Here is a 14,583-nt window from a genome sequence, read left to right as displayed (position 1 = left end):
GCCTGAGATCCATGGCGCGCCGGCTGCTGGCGGCAGTGTTCCTGCTGTCGGCCGCAGCCGCCCGGGCCAGCGCGCCGCCGGACGCTCCGCCGGTGTACTTCGACTGGTTCGAGTACCGCGGCAATGACCAGGCGTTTGAAGTGCCGCTGCCGGCCGGGCACTACCGCAATCCGGTACTGGCCGGCTTCCATGCCGATCCCAGCATCGTGCGCGCGAACGGCCGGTTCTATCTGGTCAATTCCAGCTTCACCTACTTCCCGGGCATTCCGGTGTTCGAGAGTGCTGACCTGGTGCACTGGAAGCAGATCGGCAACGTGATTGACCGCCCCACGCAGCTGGATTTCGACGGGCTGAGCGTGTCGCGCGGCATCTTCGCCCCCACCATCGAGTACCACGACGGCACCTTCTACGTCGTCACCACCGCCACCGACAGCGGTGGCAACTTCATTGCCACGGCGCGCGACCCGGCCGGGCCGTGGTCCGATCCGCACTGGCTGCCCGGCATCGATGGCATCGATCCATCACTGTTTTTCGATGACGACGGCAAGGTCTACCTGATCAACAACGATGCACCGCCCGGTCCGCCGCGCTACGACGGGCACCGCGCCATCTGGATGCAGCAGATCGATCTGCCGGCGTTCAAGCCGGTTGGGCCACGCCGGGTGCTGGTTGATGGAGGCGTGGAGCCGGCGAAGAATCCGATCTGGATCGAGGGACCGCACATCTACAAGCGGGAGGGCTGGTATTACCTGTCCGACGCTGAAGGTGGTACCGGGCCGCAGCATTCGCAGGTGGTGCTGCGCAGCCGCGCGGTGTGGGGACCCTACGTTCCCTATGCGGGCAATCCGATCCTGACCCAGCGCGAGCTGCCGGACAACCGTCCGCTGCCGATCACCAATGCCGGCCACGCCGACCTGGTCGAAGGCCCGGATGGCTCGTGGTGGGCGGTGTTCCTGGCCAGCCGCAACTATCAGAAGCGCCACTACAACACCGGGCGCGAGACCTACCTGTTGCCGGTGCGATGGCAGGATGGCTGGCCGCAGATCCTGCCGACCGACCAGGCCATTCCCTACGTGGCCAAGGCGCCGTCATGGATGCAGGGCGAGGCATCGCAGGCCCCGTCGACCGGCAATTTCGTGGCGCGCGACAATTTTGATGGCCCAGCGCTCGATCGCCAGTGGCTGCGCGTGCGCGTGCCCAGGCATGCCTGGGCTGACCTGCACAAGCGCCCCGGGATGCTGGCCGTGCACCCGCTTGCCGAGGATCTGGACACGTTGCGCAATCCGGCATTTCTCGGCCGGCGCCAGCAGCACCTGCGTTTCGAGGCGAGCACCGCGATGACCCCGCCAGCCCCCGGTGTCGCCGCCGGTCTGGCGGCGTTCCAGAGCGAGGCGTACTGGTACTTCCTCGGCGTTCGTGACCTTGGCGGGGGTCGCCTCTCGCTCTTTCTCGAAGCGTGTGACGGGGGGGGCAGCACGCGGACGCTGGCCAGCCATGACGTGCCGGCGTCTGCAGCACTGCGCCTGAAGATTGCCGGCAACGAGGGCGCCTACGCGTTCTCGTTCGACACCGGCGACGGGCAGGGCTGGCAACTGCTCGCAGGCGACGTGGACGGCACCGTTCTGAGTACGGACCGGGCAGGCGGCTTCGTGGGCGCACTGCTGGGTCCCTTCGCGCGCGACGAGCGCACCGGGAGAAGCAAATGAGACTGTCGATTTCGTCCAGGACCCGCCGCCGCACGTGGCGTGGCCGGGCTACCCTGTTCGTCCTCACCTGCGTGGCGGCCGCGGCGTCCGCGGCCGCGGCCGCGCCACGGCCCTGGCTGGATGCCTCGGCAAGCTTCGAGCAACGGGCCGCCGCACTCGTCGCGCAGATGACCCTGGAAGAGAAGGCCGCGCAGATGCAGAATGCTGCACCGGCAATCGAACGGCTGGGAGTGCCCGCCTACGACTGGTGGAATGAGGGGTTGCATGGCGTCGCACGGGCGGGGCAGGCCACGGTGTTTCCGCAGGCAATCGGCCTGGCCGCGACCTTCGATGTACCGTTGATGGGGCAGGTGGCCACGACCATCAGCGACGAGGCCCGCGCGAAGCACCACCAGTTCCTCCGAGAAGGCGCGCATGGCCGTTACCAGGGCCTGACCTTCTGGTCGCCGAACGTCAACATCTTCCGCGACCCGCGCTGGGGGCGCGGACAGGAGACCTATGGCGAGGATCCGTACCTCACCGCGCGCATGGGCGTGGCCTTCGTACGCGGCCTGCAGGGCGACGACCCCGTCTACCGCAAGCTGGACGCCACCGCCAAGCATCTGGCCGTGCACAGCGGCCCGGAGGCCGACCGCCATCACTTCGATGCACGCCCGAGCCGGCGCGACCTGTATGACACCTACCTGCCGGCGTTCGAAGCGCTGGTGAAGGAAGGCGAAGTGGATGCGGTCATGGGCGCCTACAACCGCGTGTACGGCGAGTCCGCCAGCGCCAGCCGTTTCCTGCTGCGTGATGTGCTGCGACGCGACTGGGGCTTCAAGGGCTACGTGGTCTCGGACTGCTGGGCCATCGTCGACATCTGGAAGCACCACCATATCGTTGCCACGCGCGAAGCCGCCGCGGCGCTGGCGGTCAGGAACGGCACCGAGCTGGAATGCGGCCAGGAGTACGCAACGCTGCCTGCGGCAGTGCGCCAGGGACTGATCAGCGAAGCGGAGATCGACGATGCGGTGACCCGCCTGTTCACCGCACGGATGCGCCTGGGCATGTTCGATCCGCCGGAGCGGGTGCGCTGGGCGCGCATTCCGGCCTCGGTGAACCAGGCGCCGGCCCATGATGCGCTTGCCCTGAAGGCCGCGCAGGCATCGCTGGTGCTGCTGAAGAACGATGGCATCCTGCCGCTGTCGCGCGACACCAGGCGCATTGCCGTGGTTGGACCCACCGCCGACGACACCATGGCGCTGCTCGGCAACTACTTCGGCACACCGGCCGCGCCGGTCACGATCCTGCAGGGCATACGCGAGGCGGCCAAGGGCGCTGAGGTGCGGTATGCGCGTGGCGTCGACCTGGTGGAGGGCCGCGATGACCCCGGTGCCACGCCGTTGATCGAGCCGACCTTCCTGCGGCCCTCAGCGGACTCGCCCGAGCGCGGCCTGCGCGGCGAGTACTTCCGCACGCCCGACCTGTCTGGCACTCCGGCCCTGGTACGTACCGATGCGCAGATCGGCTTCCGCTGGGACCGCGGCTCGCCGACCGACAACCTGCTGGCACGCGGCGAAGCGGCACCGGGGCAGGGGATTCCCGACGACCGCTTCAGCATCCGCTGGAGTGGCCAGCTGCTGCCCCCCGTGTCCGGTCGTTACCGGCTGGAGGTGGCCGGCGATGATGGCTACCGTCTGTACCTGGACGGCAAGCGTGTGATCGATCACTGGGTGAACACGGATCGCCTGCATGCCGAGGGTGTCGAACTCGACCTGCAGGCGGGGCGTGCCTATGACCTGAAGCTGGAGTACTACGACGACCAGCGCGATGCCGGCGTGCGCCTGGGGTGGCGCATGCCCGGTGCCAAGGCGCCGTTCGATGAAGCGCTCGATGCCGCACGGGAGGCCGATGTGGTGGTGTTCGTTGGTGGACTCACCGGCGATGTCGAAGGCGAGGAGATGACGGTCAACTATCCGGGTTTTGCCGGTGGCGACCGTACCGACCTGCGCTTGCCCGCGCCGCAGCGCACCCTGCTGGAGGCCCTGCACGCTACCGGCAAGCCGGTGGTGATGGTACTCACCGGCGGCTCAGCCATCGCCGTGGACTGGGCGCAGGCGCATCTGCCGGCGATCCTGATGAGCTGGTACCCCGGGCAGCGCGGCGGCACCGCCGTCGGCCAGGCGCTGTTCGGCGACGTCAATCCGGCGGGTCGCTTGCCGGTCACGTTCTACAAGGCCGGCGAAGTGATGCCGGCATTCGACGACTACGCCATGGAGGGCCGCACCTACCGCTACTTCCGCGGCACGCCGCTGTATCCGTTCGGTCACGGACTCTCGTACACGCGCTTCGATTATGGAGCGCTCCGCCTCGATGCGGACACCATCGGCGCCGATGGCCGCCTGGGCGTGACGGTGGATGTGACCAATGCGGGCACACGCAGCGGTGATGAAGTGGTACAGCTGTACGTGCGGCGCGAACACGCCGGCAGCGGCGATGCCGTGCAGGAACTGCGTGGCTTCCAGCGCGTCCAGCTGGCCCCGGGCGAACGCCGCACGGTGACGTTCACCCTGCAGGCGGCGCAGGCCCTGCGCCACTATGACCAAGCGCGTGCGGCGTACGCGGTGCAGCCCGGTGCCTACGAGGTCAGGGTAGGGGCGTCCAGTGCCGATATACGTGCGCAGGGCAGGTTCAGCGTGGTGCCCGCGCATGACTGATCGCCCTCGTTGGCATCGGTTCCCCTTCGACCAGATTCCTTTTCCAGGACGTCCGCTGCATGGCAAGCACTGAACACGCGCTATCGGTACGCGAGAAGCTCGGCTACAGCCTGGGCGATCTCGCCGCCAACCTGATCTTCCAGACCCTGATCACCTACCTGGCATTCTTCTACACCGACGTCTACCGCCTGCCAGCTGCGACCGCGGCCACGATCATCTTTGTGGTCGGCCTGCTGGGAGCTTTCGTGTTCACGCCGTTGATCGGCATTGCGGCTGACCGAACGTCCACCCGTTGGGGCCGCTTCCGCCCGTGGATCCTGTGGACGGCCATCCCCTTTGGCGTACTGTCCCTGCTGGCGTTCAGCACCCCGGACCTGGGCGAGCGCGGAAAGGTGATCTATGCACTGGGCACCTACGCGCTGCTGGTCTGCGTTTACGCCGCGAACAACCTGCCGTACTCGGCGCTGAGCGGCGTGCTGACCGGCAGCATGGCCCAGCGCAACAGCCTTTCGGCGTACCGCTTCGTGGCCGTGATGATCGCGCAGTTCATCATCCAGGTGCTGCTGATGCCGCTGGTGCTGATTCTGGGTGACGGCGACCGGGTGCGCGGCTTCGAACAGGTCATGACCGCCTTCGCACTGATCGGAACAGTGTTCTTCCTGATCACCTTCGCCACCACCCGCGAGCGCATCGTGCCGACGCGCGAGCAGACCGGCGGCATTGTGCAGGACCTGTCCGACCTGCTGCACAACCGCCCGTGGCAGGTGATGCTGGCCCTGACCGTGCTGGTGTTCATCAACCTGGCGTTGAAAGGCGGCACCTACATCTATTACTTCCAGTACTACATGAGCGAAGCGGCGCTGGCCGGTTTCCTGGAGAACTCAGGCTTCAACGGCCTGATCCGTGCATTGAATGGCGCCTTGGCCAGCGCCGGCTTCGCGGCGTTCACCTGGCCGAAGGACGCGGCCACCTCGGCGTTCAGCCTGTTCAACGCGTGCGGCATCCTCTGCATGATCCTGGGTATTGGTGCATCACGGCGGCTGGCGGATCGCTTCGGCAAGCGCGATGTCTTCGGTGGCGCCCTGTTTGTCTCGACCCTGTTCCTGCTTGCCTTCTACCTGTTTCCACCCACGGGCGTGGCGGTGGCCTTCGCTGCCTTCATGCTGCATGGCTTCTGCTATGGCATCACCATCCCGCTGCTGTGGGCGATGATCGCGGACGTTGCGGACTACTCCGAGTGGAAGAACCATCGCCGGGCAACGGCGATCATCTTCTCGGCGATGCTGTGCGGCCTGAAGATCGGCCTCAGTGTCGGCGGCGCGCTGGTCGCCGCGATCCTTGCCCACTACGGCTACCAGGCAGGCCTGGTGCAGCAGCCTGAGGCCGTGGTGCAGGGCATCCGCCTGACCGTAAGCGTCTATTGCTCCCTTCCGTTCCTGCTCGCCGTGGCGCTGCTGTTCTTCTACCGGATCGACAAGCGCGCGGAAACCCGCATCGAGCAGGATCTCCACCTGCGTCGCCGTTCCGCCGACGCCTCCGCGTAACGCCAAGATGACAACCATGATCGACCTCTCTGCCGGTGAAGACGGCCAGGCCAGCGAAGCCCGTCTCGCGCAGCTCAGCGCACACGCCATTTCGCAACCGCTGGTGACCCACATCTACACCGCCGACCCTTCGGCGCACGTATTCGAGGGGCGCCTGTACATCTATCCGTCGCACGACATCGACGGTGGCCAGCCATTCGACGATGAAGGCGGCCACTTCGGCATGCAGGATTACCATGTGCTGAAGATGGATACGCCCGATAGCGCGGCCGTGGATTGCGGCATGGCGTTGCACGTGCGCGACGTGCCGTGGGCGCGGAAACAGATGTGGGCTCCCGATGCCGCCTGTCGCGATGGCCGCTACTACCTGTACTTCCCGGCCAAGGACGCCGAGGGCCGGTTCCGCATCGGCGTGGCAATCGGTGCGCGACCGGAGGGCCCGTTCGCACCCCAGCCGGAGCCGATCAAGGGCGCGTACTCGATCGACCCGGCCGTGTTCGAAGACGACGATGGCAGCCACTACCTGTACTTCGGTGGCATCTGGGGCGGGCAGCTGCAGAAGTATCGTGACAACCAGTACAGCGAAGCGCACGAGGAACCCGAGGGCGGCGCGCCGGCCCTGGGGCCGCGCGTGGGCCGCCTGGATGCTGGAATGACCGAGCTGGCCGAACCCACCCGCGAAGTGCAGATCCTGGATGAGCATGGCCAGCCGCTGCGTGCGGACGACCATGCGCGCCGTTTCTTCGAAGGCCCGTGGCTGCACAGGTACCAGGGTCGCTACTACCTGTCGTACTCCACTGGCAACACCCACCAGCTGTGCTACGCCGTGGGTGACAGCCCGTACGGGCCGTTCACCTATGCTGGCGTGATCCTCACCCCCGTGGTCGGTTGGACCACCCACCACTCCATCTGCCAGTTCCAGGGCCAGTGGTACCTGTTCTATCACGATGCGCTGATGTCCGGCGGCATTACCCACCTGCGCTCGGCCAAGTGCACGCCGCTGCACATGGAGCCGGACGGAAGCATCCGCACGATCAATCCCTATGGGGCCTGAGCACATGTTGCCGAGGGATGATGCGCTGGCCCCGCTGCCGGCCGGTCAGCTGCACTGGCTGAGATGCGGCGAACTGGAGGTTGCGCTCGCCGCAGCGGCGGGCGGGCGCATCGCGCACCTACGTTACCGGGGCGTGGAATGGCTGGTGGACGCGCAGGAGACCGGGGCGGCGGCGATCGCCTGGGGCTGCTACCCGATGGTGCCGTGGGCCGGGCGCATCCGCCGTGGACAGTTCCGTTTTGACGGCATGCCGCATCGGCTGCCGCTCAACTTCGACGGGCATGCCATCCATGGGGTCGGCTTCTCGCGACCCTGGCAGATCGACCGGCTGGATGCGGCCGCAGCCGAGGTGTCGCTGCAGCTGCCGCGCGACAGCTACTGGCCCTTCGGTGGCATTGCCATGCTGGAACTGCGGTTGCAGGGGCACACCCTGCAGCTGCGCCTTTCGGTCCAGGCCGGCGAGCAGGCGATGCCGGCGGTGCTGGGCTGGCACCCCTGGTTCAGGAAGCCGGACCGGTTGCTGTTCAATCCTCGCGCGATGTATCCGCGGGACAGGGAAGGTATTGCCACGCTGCCCCACGTGGAGCCCACCACCGGCCCCTGGGATGACTGCTTCGTTGCCGACGGTGACATCACGCTGGTACGCGAAGGCCAACGCCTGCGGCTGAGGTCGGACCACGACCACTGGGTGGTCTACGACGCTGCGCCGCACGCCACCTGTGTCGAACCGCAGAGTGGCCCGCCGGACGGCTTCACGCTGGCACCGCACCGGCTGGAGCCTGGCCAGCGCCTCGCGTTGACGTTCGAACTGGCGTGGGTGGCGGACAGCAGCTGAAGCCCGGCCAGGGCCCGCAATCGCCCTGGTTCCGGAGTATCGGTACGCCGCCTGGACCGGTTGTGGACCCTGGTGCCTGACACGGGCTGCGCCTGACCGACACGTGCCATCTGCTACAGGTTCCAGTCAACCCGCATGCCCGCGATCAGTGCATTCGGCAGGTCCCGCTGCCGCGCAGGTTCGTTGAACGGGTCCGGATGCACGATGTAGTGCAGGTTCGGTGCAATCCTGAGCTGCGGGGTGAGCTGGATGCCATAGCTCAGCTCCATCATCACCTGGCTTCCGTGCGGGGTGCCGCTGCCGCCGGCGGCAGCGCGGGCCAGGCGGAGGTTCTCCAGCGCGATGCCGCTGTACTTCTGCCGGGTGACGACGAAGCCGATGCTGTCCTGCGGCCGGCGGGCGAACGTGCCCTTCTGCACAAGCCCGGCCTGCAGGAAGTGATCCTCGATCAGCTGCCCGGAGGTACCCTTGAGCGCGGCGCCGAAAAGGGTCAGGCCGCGGCCATTGCCATCGCCGGTAAGCTGCTGCTCGAAGCGCGCGAACGCACCGGAGCGACCGTGGCGTGCCGCGTACTCCTGGCCACTGAGCAGCGCGGGAATGCCGTTGGCATCGCGCAGCGGATCGCGATAGGTCGAGTTGTCCTGCCAGCCACCGAGTTCGTAGCGGGCTTTCAGTCGTGCCGAAGCCGGGCTGCGCCAGCCGATCGTGTAGGGCACGATCCAGCCGGTGGCCTGGTTCGTATTCCACTTCAGGCCATGCTGGCCATCCTCGGCCTGGCTGGGATCGACCTGGTAGGCACCGATGCGGACATAGACATCGGGCGTCACCCAGGCCGTGGCGTCGGCCATCCAGCTCGACACCGGCCACCAGGTGAAGTTGCTGGTGCGGAAAACGTAGGTCGGGTTGCCGCACGCCGAGTTGCCCTGGAAGTACTGGCACAGCTCCGACCCGAGGTGGTGGATGTTGGCGACGCTGCGACCGGCCTCCAGCACCAGCCGGTCGTTGAACAGCTTCTGTTCCAGGGTCAGGTTGGCCAGGCGGGTCCCCTGGCCGCCGTAGATTTCCTGCACCGAGGTGCTGTTGCCGGTGCTGCTGTTGGCGAGGTTGGTGCCGTGGCGATTGATGCCATAGGCCTTGATCGTGGCCCCCCGCCAGCCGAACGCAGCGTCGAGGTCAACATCGGCGCCGAACATCAGCTGGCCGGCGTAAGCGGTGCCGCTGCGCTTGCCACCATCGAGCGTGGCGGCCGCCTCGCCGGTGTAAGCCAGTTTGGGAGTGAAGACATCACTCGCGTTGGCAGCTACGGCCAGTGAGGGCAGGGTCAGCAGGATCGCTACCGGCACCAGGCGGCAGGAAGGGCAGGTCATGGGCGGGGTTCCTTTTACAGGGTGGGGGCTGTGACCGGCTTCTTGAGGATGCGCAGTGCAATCGCGGTGACCGCCACGCCGGCCAACAGCGCCAGCAGGTAGACACCAAGATGGGTGACCGCGTTCGGGATCGGCAGCACGAACACACCGCCGTGCGGCACCTTCAACTCGACGCCTGCGGCCATCGAGATCGCACCGGCCACGGCCGAGCCGAGGATCAGCGCAGGAATGGTGCGCAGCGGATCGCGTGCCGCGTAGGGAATAGCCCCCTCGGTCACGAAGCTCAGGCCGAGCACGCCGGCGGCACCGGCAGTGCCGCGCTCCTCGGCAGTGAAGCGGTTGCTGAACAACCACGTCGCCAGCGCGATGCCCAGCGGTGGCGTCATGCCGCCGATCATGGTCGCCGCCATCGGCGTGTAGACCTGGCTGGAAATCAGGGCGGTGGAGAAGGCGTAGGACGCCTTGTTTACCGGTCCACCCATGTCAACGGCCATCATGCCGCCCAGCAGCAAACCGAGCAGGATCGCGCTGCTGCCCTCCATGCCGCGCAGCCAGTCGGTCAGCCAGGCCAGCAGTGCGGCCACCGGCGTGCCGATCACGTACATCATCAGCAGGCCGACCAGCAGCGTGCCCAGCACCGGCAGGATCAGCACCGGCTTGAGGCCTTCCAGGCTGCGCGGCAGGCGCAGCGCACGGTTGATCCAGTGCACGCCATAGCCGGCGATGAAGCCCGCCAGGATGCCGCCGATGAAACCTGCGTCCATGTTGACCGCAACCAGCCCGCCGATCATGCCGGGCGCGATGCCGGGGCGGTCGGCGATGGAGTAGGCGATGTAGCCGGCCAGCGCCGGCACCATCAGCATGAAACCGGACTTGGCGCCGATCTGGAACAGCGACCAGGCCAGCGTCCCCTTGTGTGCGTCGTCGAAGGCATAGATGCCGCCGAGTGCGAACGCCAGGGCGATCAACAGGCCGCCGGCTGTCACGAACGGCAGCATGAACGACACGCCGGTCATCAGGTGCTTGTAAGGACCGGTGCTCTTGTTCCTTTCTGCGGTACGGCCCGAAGCCGCTGTCCCCGCGTGCACGCCGGCCTCGGCCAGCGCCTTGCGGATCAGGTTCTGGCCGTCATTGATCGCCGGCTTGGTACCACTCTTGAACAGGCGCTTGCCTGCGAAACGCGAAAGATCGACTTCGCGGTCGGCGGCGATCAGCACCACATCGGCAGCGGCGATTTCCGCATCGCTCAACGCATCCTGCGCGCCGACCGAGCCCTGTGTTTCAACCCGGATCGCATGGCCCAGCGCTTTGGCAGCCTGTTGCAGGCCTTCTGCTGCCATGAAGGTGTGAGCGATGCCGGTGGGGCAGGAGGTGACGGCAACGATGCGCTTGCCAGCCCCGGTGGCGGGGGCACTGGCCGGCGCAGCTGCGAGCGGTGCAAGCGCGGCGACCGGATCGTCCAATACCTCGCCCAGGCTGGCATGCACGATCCGGGCATTGCCGAAGCGTGCGATGTCTGCCTCGCCATCGCCCACCAGCAGCAGCTGGGTCGGGGAGGCGGCGTCCGAGGCGGGCAGCGCGCCGGTCACGCCCTGGTCGCTGCGGATTTCGATCATCAGCTCAAGCCCGCGCTGGCGGGCCGCGCGACGCAGAGCCTCGGCGGCAAGTACCGCCTCGATGCTGCGTTCGCCAGCGGCGATGACTACGGTGGAAGCGTGCATGGGAACTCCTGGAATGCTTCGGGTTCGTCCTTGCCGGAGGCATCGCGGGTGGCCCGAAGCCGACCGCTGCTCCTCCGGCAGGTGTTTCAATCCAACCGCTCGATCAGTACATCGCCGGCCCCGGCGCGCACCTGCGCCGGATCGAGCCGCCGCGCGTCTCCGCTATCCAGCCGGCTCATCGAGAACGCCGTGGCCAGTCGTGCACAGGCGGCGAGGTCGAGGGAGCGCTCCAACAGCGCGGCGGCGATGCCGGCGACCATGGCATCACCGGCGCCCACCGTGCTGCCCTGGGCCAGACGCGGCGGTCGCGCGACCAGGGCGCCGGCGCGATCAATGAACAGCGCGCCGTCGGTCCCCATGGAGATGGCAACGAGTGCGACACCGCGTTCGACCAAGGCCTGGCCTGCAGCGCGCAGTGCGCTGCGATCCGGCAGCGACGTGCCGGTCCAGGCCTCCAGTTCGTGGCGGTTGGGCTTGATGGCGTAGGGCAGCGCGCCCCGCGCGCCGTCCAGCGCAGCTGCAAGCGCATCGCCGCTGGTGTCCAGCAGCACGCGCGCACCGGCCGTTCCGGCCTGCGCCTGCAACCGCGCCCATGCATCGGCCGGCAGTCCGTGCGGCAGGCTGCCGGACAGCACGACCGGCAGGCCGGGCGCGAGCAGGGCGCCGAGCTGGCGCGACACCGCGTTCAGATCGGCAGCGTCCACGGCCAGGCCCGGCAGGTTGATGTCCGTCGTTTCGCCGTTGGCCTCTTCGACCAGCTTGATGTTGGTGCGGGTATGGCCCGGAACGCGCAGGCAGCCGTCAATGATGCCCCGCTCGCGGAACAGCGTGCGGAACACGCCGTCGTTGCCGTCGCCCAGCACACCCAGCGCGGTGATCGGCACGCCCCAGTCGGCCAGGCAGGCCGCCACGTTGATGCCCTTGCCGCCTGCGTCGTCGCGGGAGCTGCCGGCCCGATGCACGCGGCCTGGCTGCAGGCGGGCTAGGCGCACGGTCTGGTCGATGGCCGGGTTCAGGGTCACGGTGACGGCGCGGGCAGTCATGCGCGCGCTCCATCGAGGCCGCGCACCTGCTCGGCGGTTTCGCACCCCAGTGCGGTGCTCGCCAGCGCTTGCAGTTCGGTCATCGCGGTGCCACGCAGGCGCGCCTTCACCGCCGGGATGTCGTTCGGAGTCATCGACAGTTCGTCCACGCCCAGGCCAGCCAGCAACATGGCGCCGAAGGGGTCGCCGGCCAGGCCGCCACAGACGCCGACCCAGCGCCCATGCAGCCGTGCGCCTTCAACCGTGGCGCGGACCGCGCGTAGCACCGCCGGATGCAGGCTGTCGGCCTCGGCGGCGAGTTCCGGGTTCTGGCGGTCGATCGCCAGCACGTACTGGGTCAGATCATTGGTGCCGATCGAGAAGAAGTCGGCATGGCGCGCCAGTACGTCGCTCTGAGCGGCGGCAGCCGGCACTTCGATCATGATGCCGATCGGCACCACCGGCGCCTCCAGCTCGGCACGCAGGCGCTCACAGATGGCGCGCAGTGCGACCAGCTCGGTCACCGACGTGATCATCGGGAACATGATGGACAGGCGTGCACCGTCCTTGGCGGCGCGATACAGCGCACGCAGTTGCGGCTCCAGCAGGTCAGGGCGGCGCAGCAGCAGGCGCGCGCCACGCACGCCGAGGAACGGGTTCTCCTCGCGTGGCAGTTCCAGGTGCGCCACCTGCTTGTCGCCGCCGATGTCGAGCGCGCGCACGATCAGCGGGCGGCCGTTGAGTGCCTTGGCCATCGCCAGATAGGTGGTGTACTGCTCCTCCTCGCTGGGCGTACTGCCACGTTCGAGGAACAGGAACTCAGTGCGCATCAGGCCGACGCCTTCCGCACCCTGTTCCAGTGCCAGTGGCACCTGGTCGGGCAGGTTGACGTTGGCGCCGATGTCGATGCGGTGGCCGTCGGGGGTCTGGGCGGGTTGCGCGCGTTGCGCGGCTTCGCGCTCGCGGATCTGCTGCTGTTCGGCGATCCATTCGCGTGCCGAGGCGAGATCGGCTTCGGAGGGGGACAGGTAGAGCCGTCCGCTGCTGCCGTCCAGGATCGCTTCGCGGCCTGGCTGGATCGCCAACAGCCCGGCGCCGCCGGCCACCAGCGCCGGCAGGCCCAGCGTGCGCGAGAGGATGGCGGTGTGCGAGGTCGGCCCGCCCTGCGCGGTGGCCAGGCCGAGCACGCGACCGGTGTCGAGATTGGCGGTATCCGAAGGCGAGAGATCTGTGGCGATCAGGATGCACGGTTGCGACGGCAGATCCGCCAGGCCACCACCTTCAGCAGAAGGGTCAAGCTGCGCCAGCACGCGCCGGCCGACATCACGCAGGTCCGCCGCGCGCCCGGCCAGCACCGGATTGCCCAGCGCCGCCAGCCCGGAGGCGATCTGCTCGATGGCCTGGTGCCATGACCACGCCACACCATGGCCTTCGACCATCAGCTGGCAGGTGCGGGTGATCAGGTCGGTGTCGTCGAGCAGCGCGGCCTGCGCCTTGAAGATCGCCGCATCCGGAGCGCCAAGGCGGCGCTGTGTGTCGTCCTGCAGGGCGGCCAGCTGCTGGCGGGTGCGGCCGAGTGCATCCTGCAGGCGTGCGCCGCCCTCGCCAAGCGGGGCAGGACGGTCGGTGACTTCCGCCTGCGTGCTGGCCAGCACATGCACCGGGCCGATCGCCAATCCGGGGCTGGCGCCGATGCCAATGATCGTCGCCTGCGCTTCGGGTGGTTTCCACCCGGCGACAGGGGCTGCTGCCTTGCGCTGGGCTGCACGCTCGGCATCAGCCCTTTCCTGTGCGACCAATCCATCCATGACCTTGCGCAGCGCAGCCAGCAGCGCGGGGGCATCGGCGCCCTCGGCAGAAACACGCACAGCATCGCCCTCACGCAGCCCGAGCTGAAGCAGCGCTACCAGACTCTTGGCATCGGCCGCCTGATCGCCTGCGCGGACCTGCGCGCGGGCCGCGAAGCCGCGCGCCGTCTCGGCCCAGCGCGTGGCAGGACGGGCGTGCAGTCCGTTGGGGTAGGCGATGGTCCATTCGAAGCGCTCGGCCAGATCCACCGCTGGCGCGTGGATGGCGGCAATCGCAACATCGCCGGCCAGCGCGTTCACGATCTCGCCCGCCTCGGTGGTGGTGAACAGCCGCTGCAGCGTGGACTCGTCCTGGATCAGCTGGGTCAAGCGGCGCAGCACCGTGATGTGGGTATCCGACTGGGCAGCGATGCCGACCACCAGACGGGTGACCTGTCCCGGGTTCCATTCCACGCCTTGCGGCAACTGCAGCACGGCGATGCCATCGCGGTGCACCAGATGGCGGTCCTCGCCAAGCCCGTGCGGGATTGCTACGCCGTGTCCAAGGAAGGTGTTCGCCAGCGTTTCGCGCCGCCCCATGCTGGCTTCGTACCCCGGCGCCACGCAGCCGGCCGCGACCAGCATCTGCGCGACCTGGGCAATGGCATCGGTTTTGTCCTGCGCCCGCGCGTCCAGGCGGATCAGTTCCCGGCTGGCCGGGGAAGGGAAGGTCTGGGGCGACAAAGGGGGCTCCGCGGAAGGGGTGGCTGGGACGTATTGGGAACGTTCCCACTCGCCATTTCAATGTGCAGTGCACAAAAATCCAATAGTCCTTTGGCGCTAACATGGTG

At 67.9% G+C, this 14,583-nt stretch carries 9 protein-coding genes; 5 read left to right on the top strand and 4 right to left on the bottom strand.

The genetic code is table 11. The annotated features are described in order from the left end of the window. The first annotated feature begins 11 nt into the window (after nucleotides 1–11). Genes A7X97_RS07315 through A7X97_RS07295 form a run of 5 tightly spaced genes read left to right on the top strand, consistent with a single transcriptional unit; the run spans nucleotide 12 to nucleotide 7,835 of the window. Nucleotides 12–1,706, top strand: coding sequence for a glycoside hydrolase family 43 protein (locus A7X97_RS07315; protein WP_111007735.1), 1,695 nt, complete (start codon nucleotides 12–14; stop codon nucleotides 1,704–1,706). Further along, the gene (locus A7X97_RS07310) at nucleotides 1,703–4,402 is read left to right on the top strand and encodes a glycoside hydrolase family 3 protein (protein ID WP_111007734.1); all 2,700 of its coding nucleotides are present in this window, start codon (nucleotides 1,703–1,705) and stop codon (nucleotides 4,400–4,402) included. The genes A7X97_RS07315 and A7X97_RS07310 overlap by 4 nt, the downstream gene beginning before the upstream one ends. A 59-nt stretch (nucleotides 4,403–4,461) precedes the next feature. Then, nucleotides 4,462–5,946, top strand: a complete 1,485-nt coding sequence (locus A7X97_RS07305) for an MFS transporter (RefSeq protein WP_072167075.1) — start codon at nucleotides 4,462–4,464, stop codon at nucleotides 5,944–5,946. A 16-nt stretch (nucleotides 5,947–5,962) separates the two neighbouring features. Continuing rightward, a complete protein-coding gene (locus A7X97_RS07300) occupies nucleotides 5,963–7,000 on the top strand; it encodes a glycoside hydrolase family 43 protein (protein WP_181503426.1) in 1,038 nt (345 codons plus the stop codon). Then, complete coding sequence (locus A7X97_RS07295) at nucleotides 6,990–7,835, top strand: aldose epimerase family protein (RefSeq protein ID WP_088497160.1); 846 nt, start codon at nucleotides 6,990–6,992, stop codon at nucleotides 7,833–7,835. The genes A7X97_RS07300 and A7X97_RS07295 overlap by 11 nt, the downstream gene beginning before the upstream one ends. Nucleotides 7,836–7,948: 113 nt before the next feature. Here A7X97_RS07295 and A7X97_RS07290 read toward each other — a convergent pair whose 3' ends face one another. The 4 genes from A7X97_RS07290 to ptsP all read right to left on the bottom strand — a co-directional run bounded on the left by A7X97_RS07290 (nucleotide 7,949) and on the right by ptsP (nucleotide 14,476). After that, the gene (locus A7X97_RS07290; RefSeq protein WP_072167072.1) at nucleotides 7,949–9,202 is read right to left on the bottom strand and encodes a carbohydrate porin; all 1,254 of its coding nucleotides are present in this window, start codon (nucleotides 9,200–9,202) and stop codon (nucleotides 7,949–7,951) included. A 14-nt stretch (nucleotides 9,203–9,216) separates the two neighbouring features. Then, nucleotides 9,217–10,923 carry a PTS fructose transporter subunit IIC gene (locus A7X97_RS07285; protein WP_111007733.1) on the bottom strand — a complete coding sequence of 569 codons (1,707 nt, stop codon included), beginning with the start codon at nucleotides 10,921–10,923 and terminating at the stop codon, nucleotides 9,217–9,219. 86 nt (nucleotides 10,924–11,009) lie between these two features. Further along, nucleotides 11,010–11,966, bottom strand: coding sequence for a 1-phosphofructokinase family hexose kinase (locus A7X97_RS07280; RefSeq protein ID WP_088497163.1), 957 nt, complete (start codon nucleotides 11,964–11,966; stop codon nucleotides 11,010–11,012). After that, nucleotides 11,963–14,476, bottom strand: a complete 2,514-nt coding sequence (gene ptsP, locus A7X97_RS07275) for a phosphoenolpyruvate--protein phosphotransferase (protein ID WP_111007732.1) — start codon at nucleotides 14,474–14,476, stop codon at nucleotides 11,963–11,965. The genes A7X97_RS07280 and ptsP overlap by 4 nt, the downstream gene beginning before the upstream one ends. Nucleotides 14,477–14,583: the final 107 nt, after the last annotated feature.

The organism is Stenotrophomonas sepilia (genome assembly GCF_003244875.1).
In the GTDB taxonomy this organism is placed as follows: domain Bacteria; phylum Pseudomonadota; class Gammaproteobacteria; order Xanthomonadales; family Xanthomonadaceae; genus Stenotrophomonas; species Stenotrophomonas sepilia.
This window is presented reverse-complemented; position numbering and strand designations above follow the sequence as displayed.

Bases quoted from the DNA above. Each gene is read 5' to 3' on its own strand.
- A7X97_RS07315 (WP_111007735.1), top strand. From the start codon at position 12: ATGGCGCGCCGGCTGCTGGCGGCAGTGTTCCTGCTGTCGGCCGCAGCC.
- A7X97_RS07310 (WP_111007734.1), top strand. From the start codon at position 1,703: ATGAGACTGTCGATTTCGTCCAGGACCCGCCGCCGCACGTGGCGTGGC.
- A7X97_RS07305 (WP_072167075.1), top strand. From the start codon at position 4,462: ATGGCAAGCACTGAACACGCGCTATCGGTACGCGAGAAGCTCGGCTAC.
- A7X97_RS07300 (WP_181503426.1), top strand. From the start codon at position 5,963: ATGATCGACCTCTCTGCCGGTGAAGACGGCCAGGCCAGCGAAGCCCGT.
- A7X97_RS07295 (WP_088497160.1), top strand. From the start codon at position 6,990: ATGGGGCCTGAGCACATGTTGCCGAGGGATGATGCGCTGGCCCCGCTG.
- A7X97_RS07290 (WP_072167072.1), bottom strand. From the start codon at position 9,202: ATGACCTGCCCTTCCTGCCGCCTGGTGCCGGTAGCGATCCTGCTGACC.
- A7X97_RS07285 (WP_111007733.1), bottom strand. From the start codon at position 10,923: ATGCACGCTTCCACCGTAGTCATCGCCGCTGGCGAACGCAGCATCGAG.
- A7X97_RS07280 (WP_088497163.1), bottom strand. From the start codon at position 11,966: ATGACTGCCCGCGCCGTCACCGTGACCCTGAACCCGGCCATCGACCAG.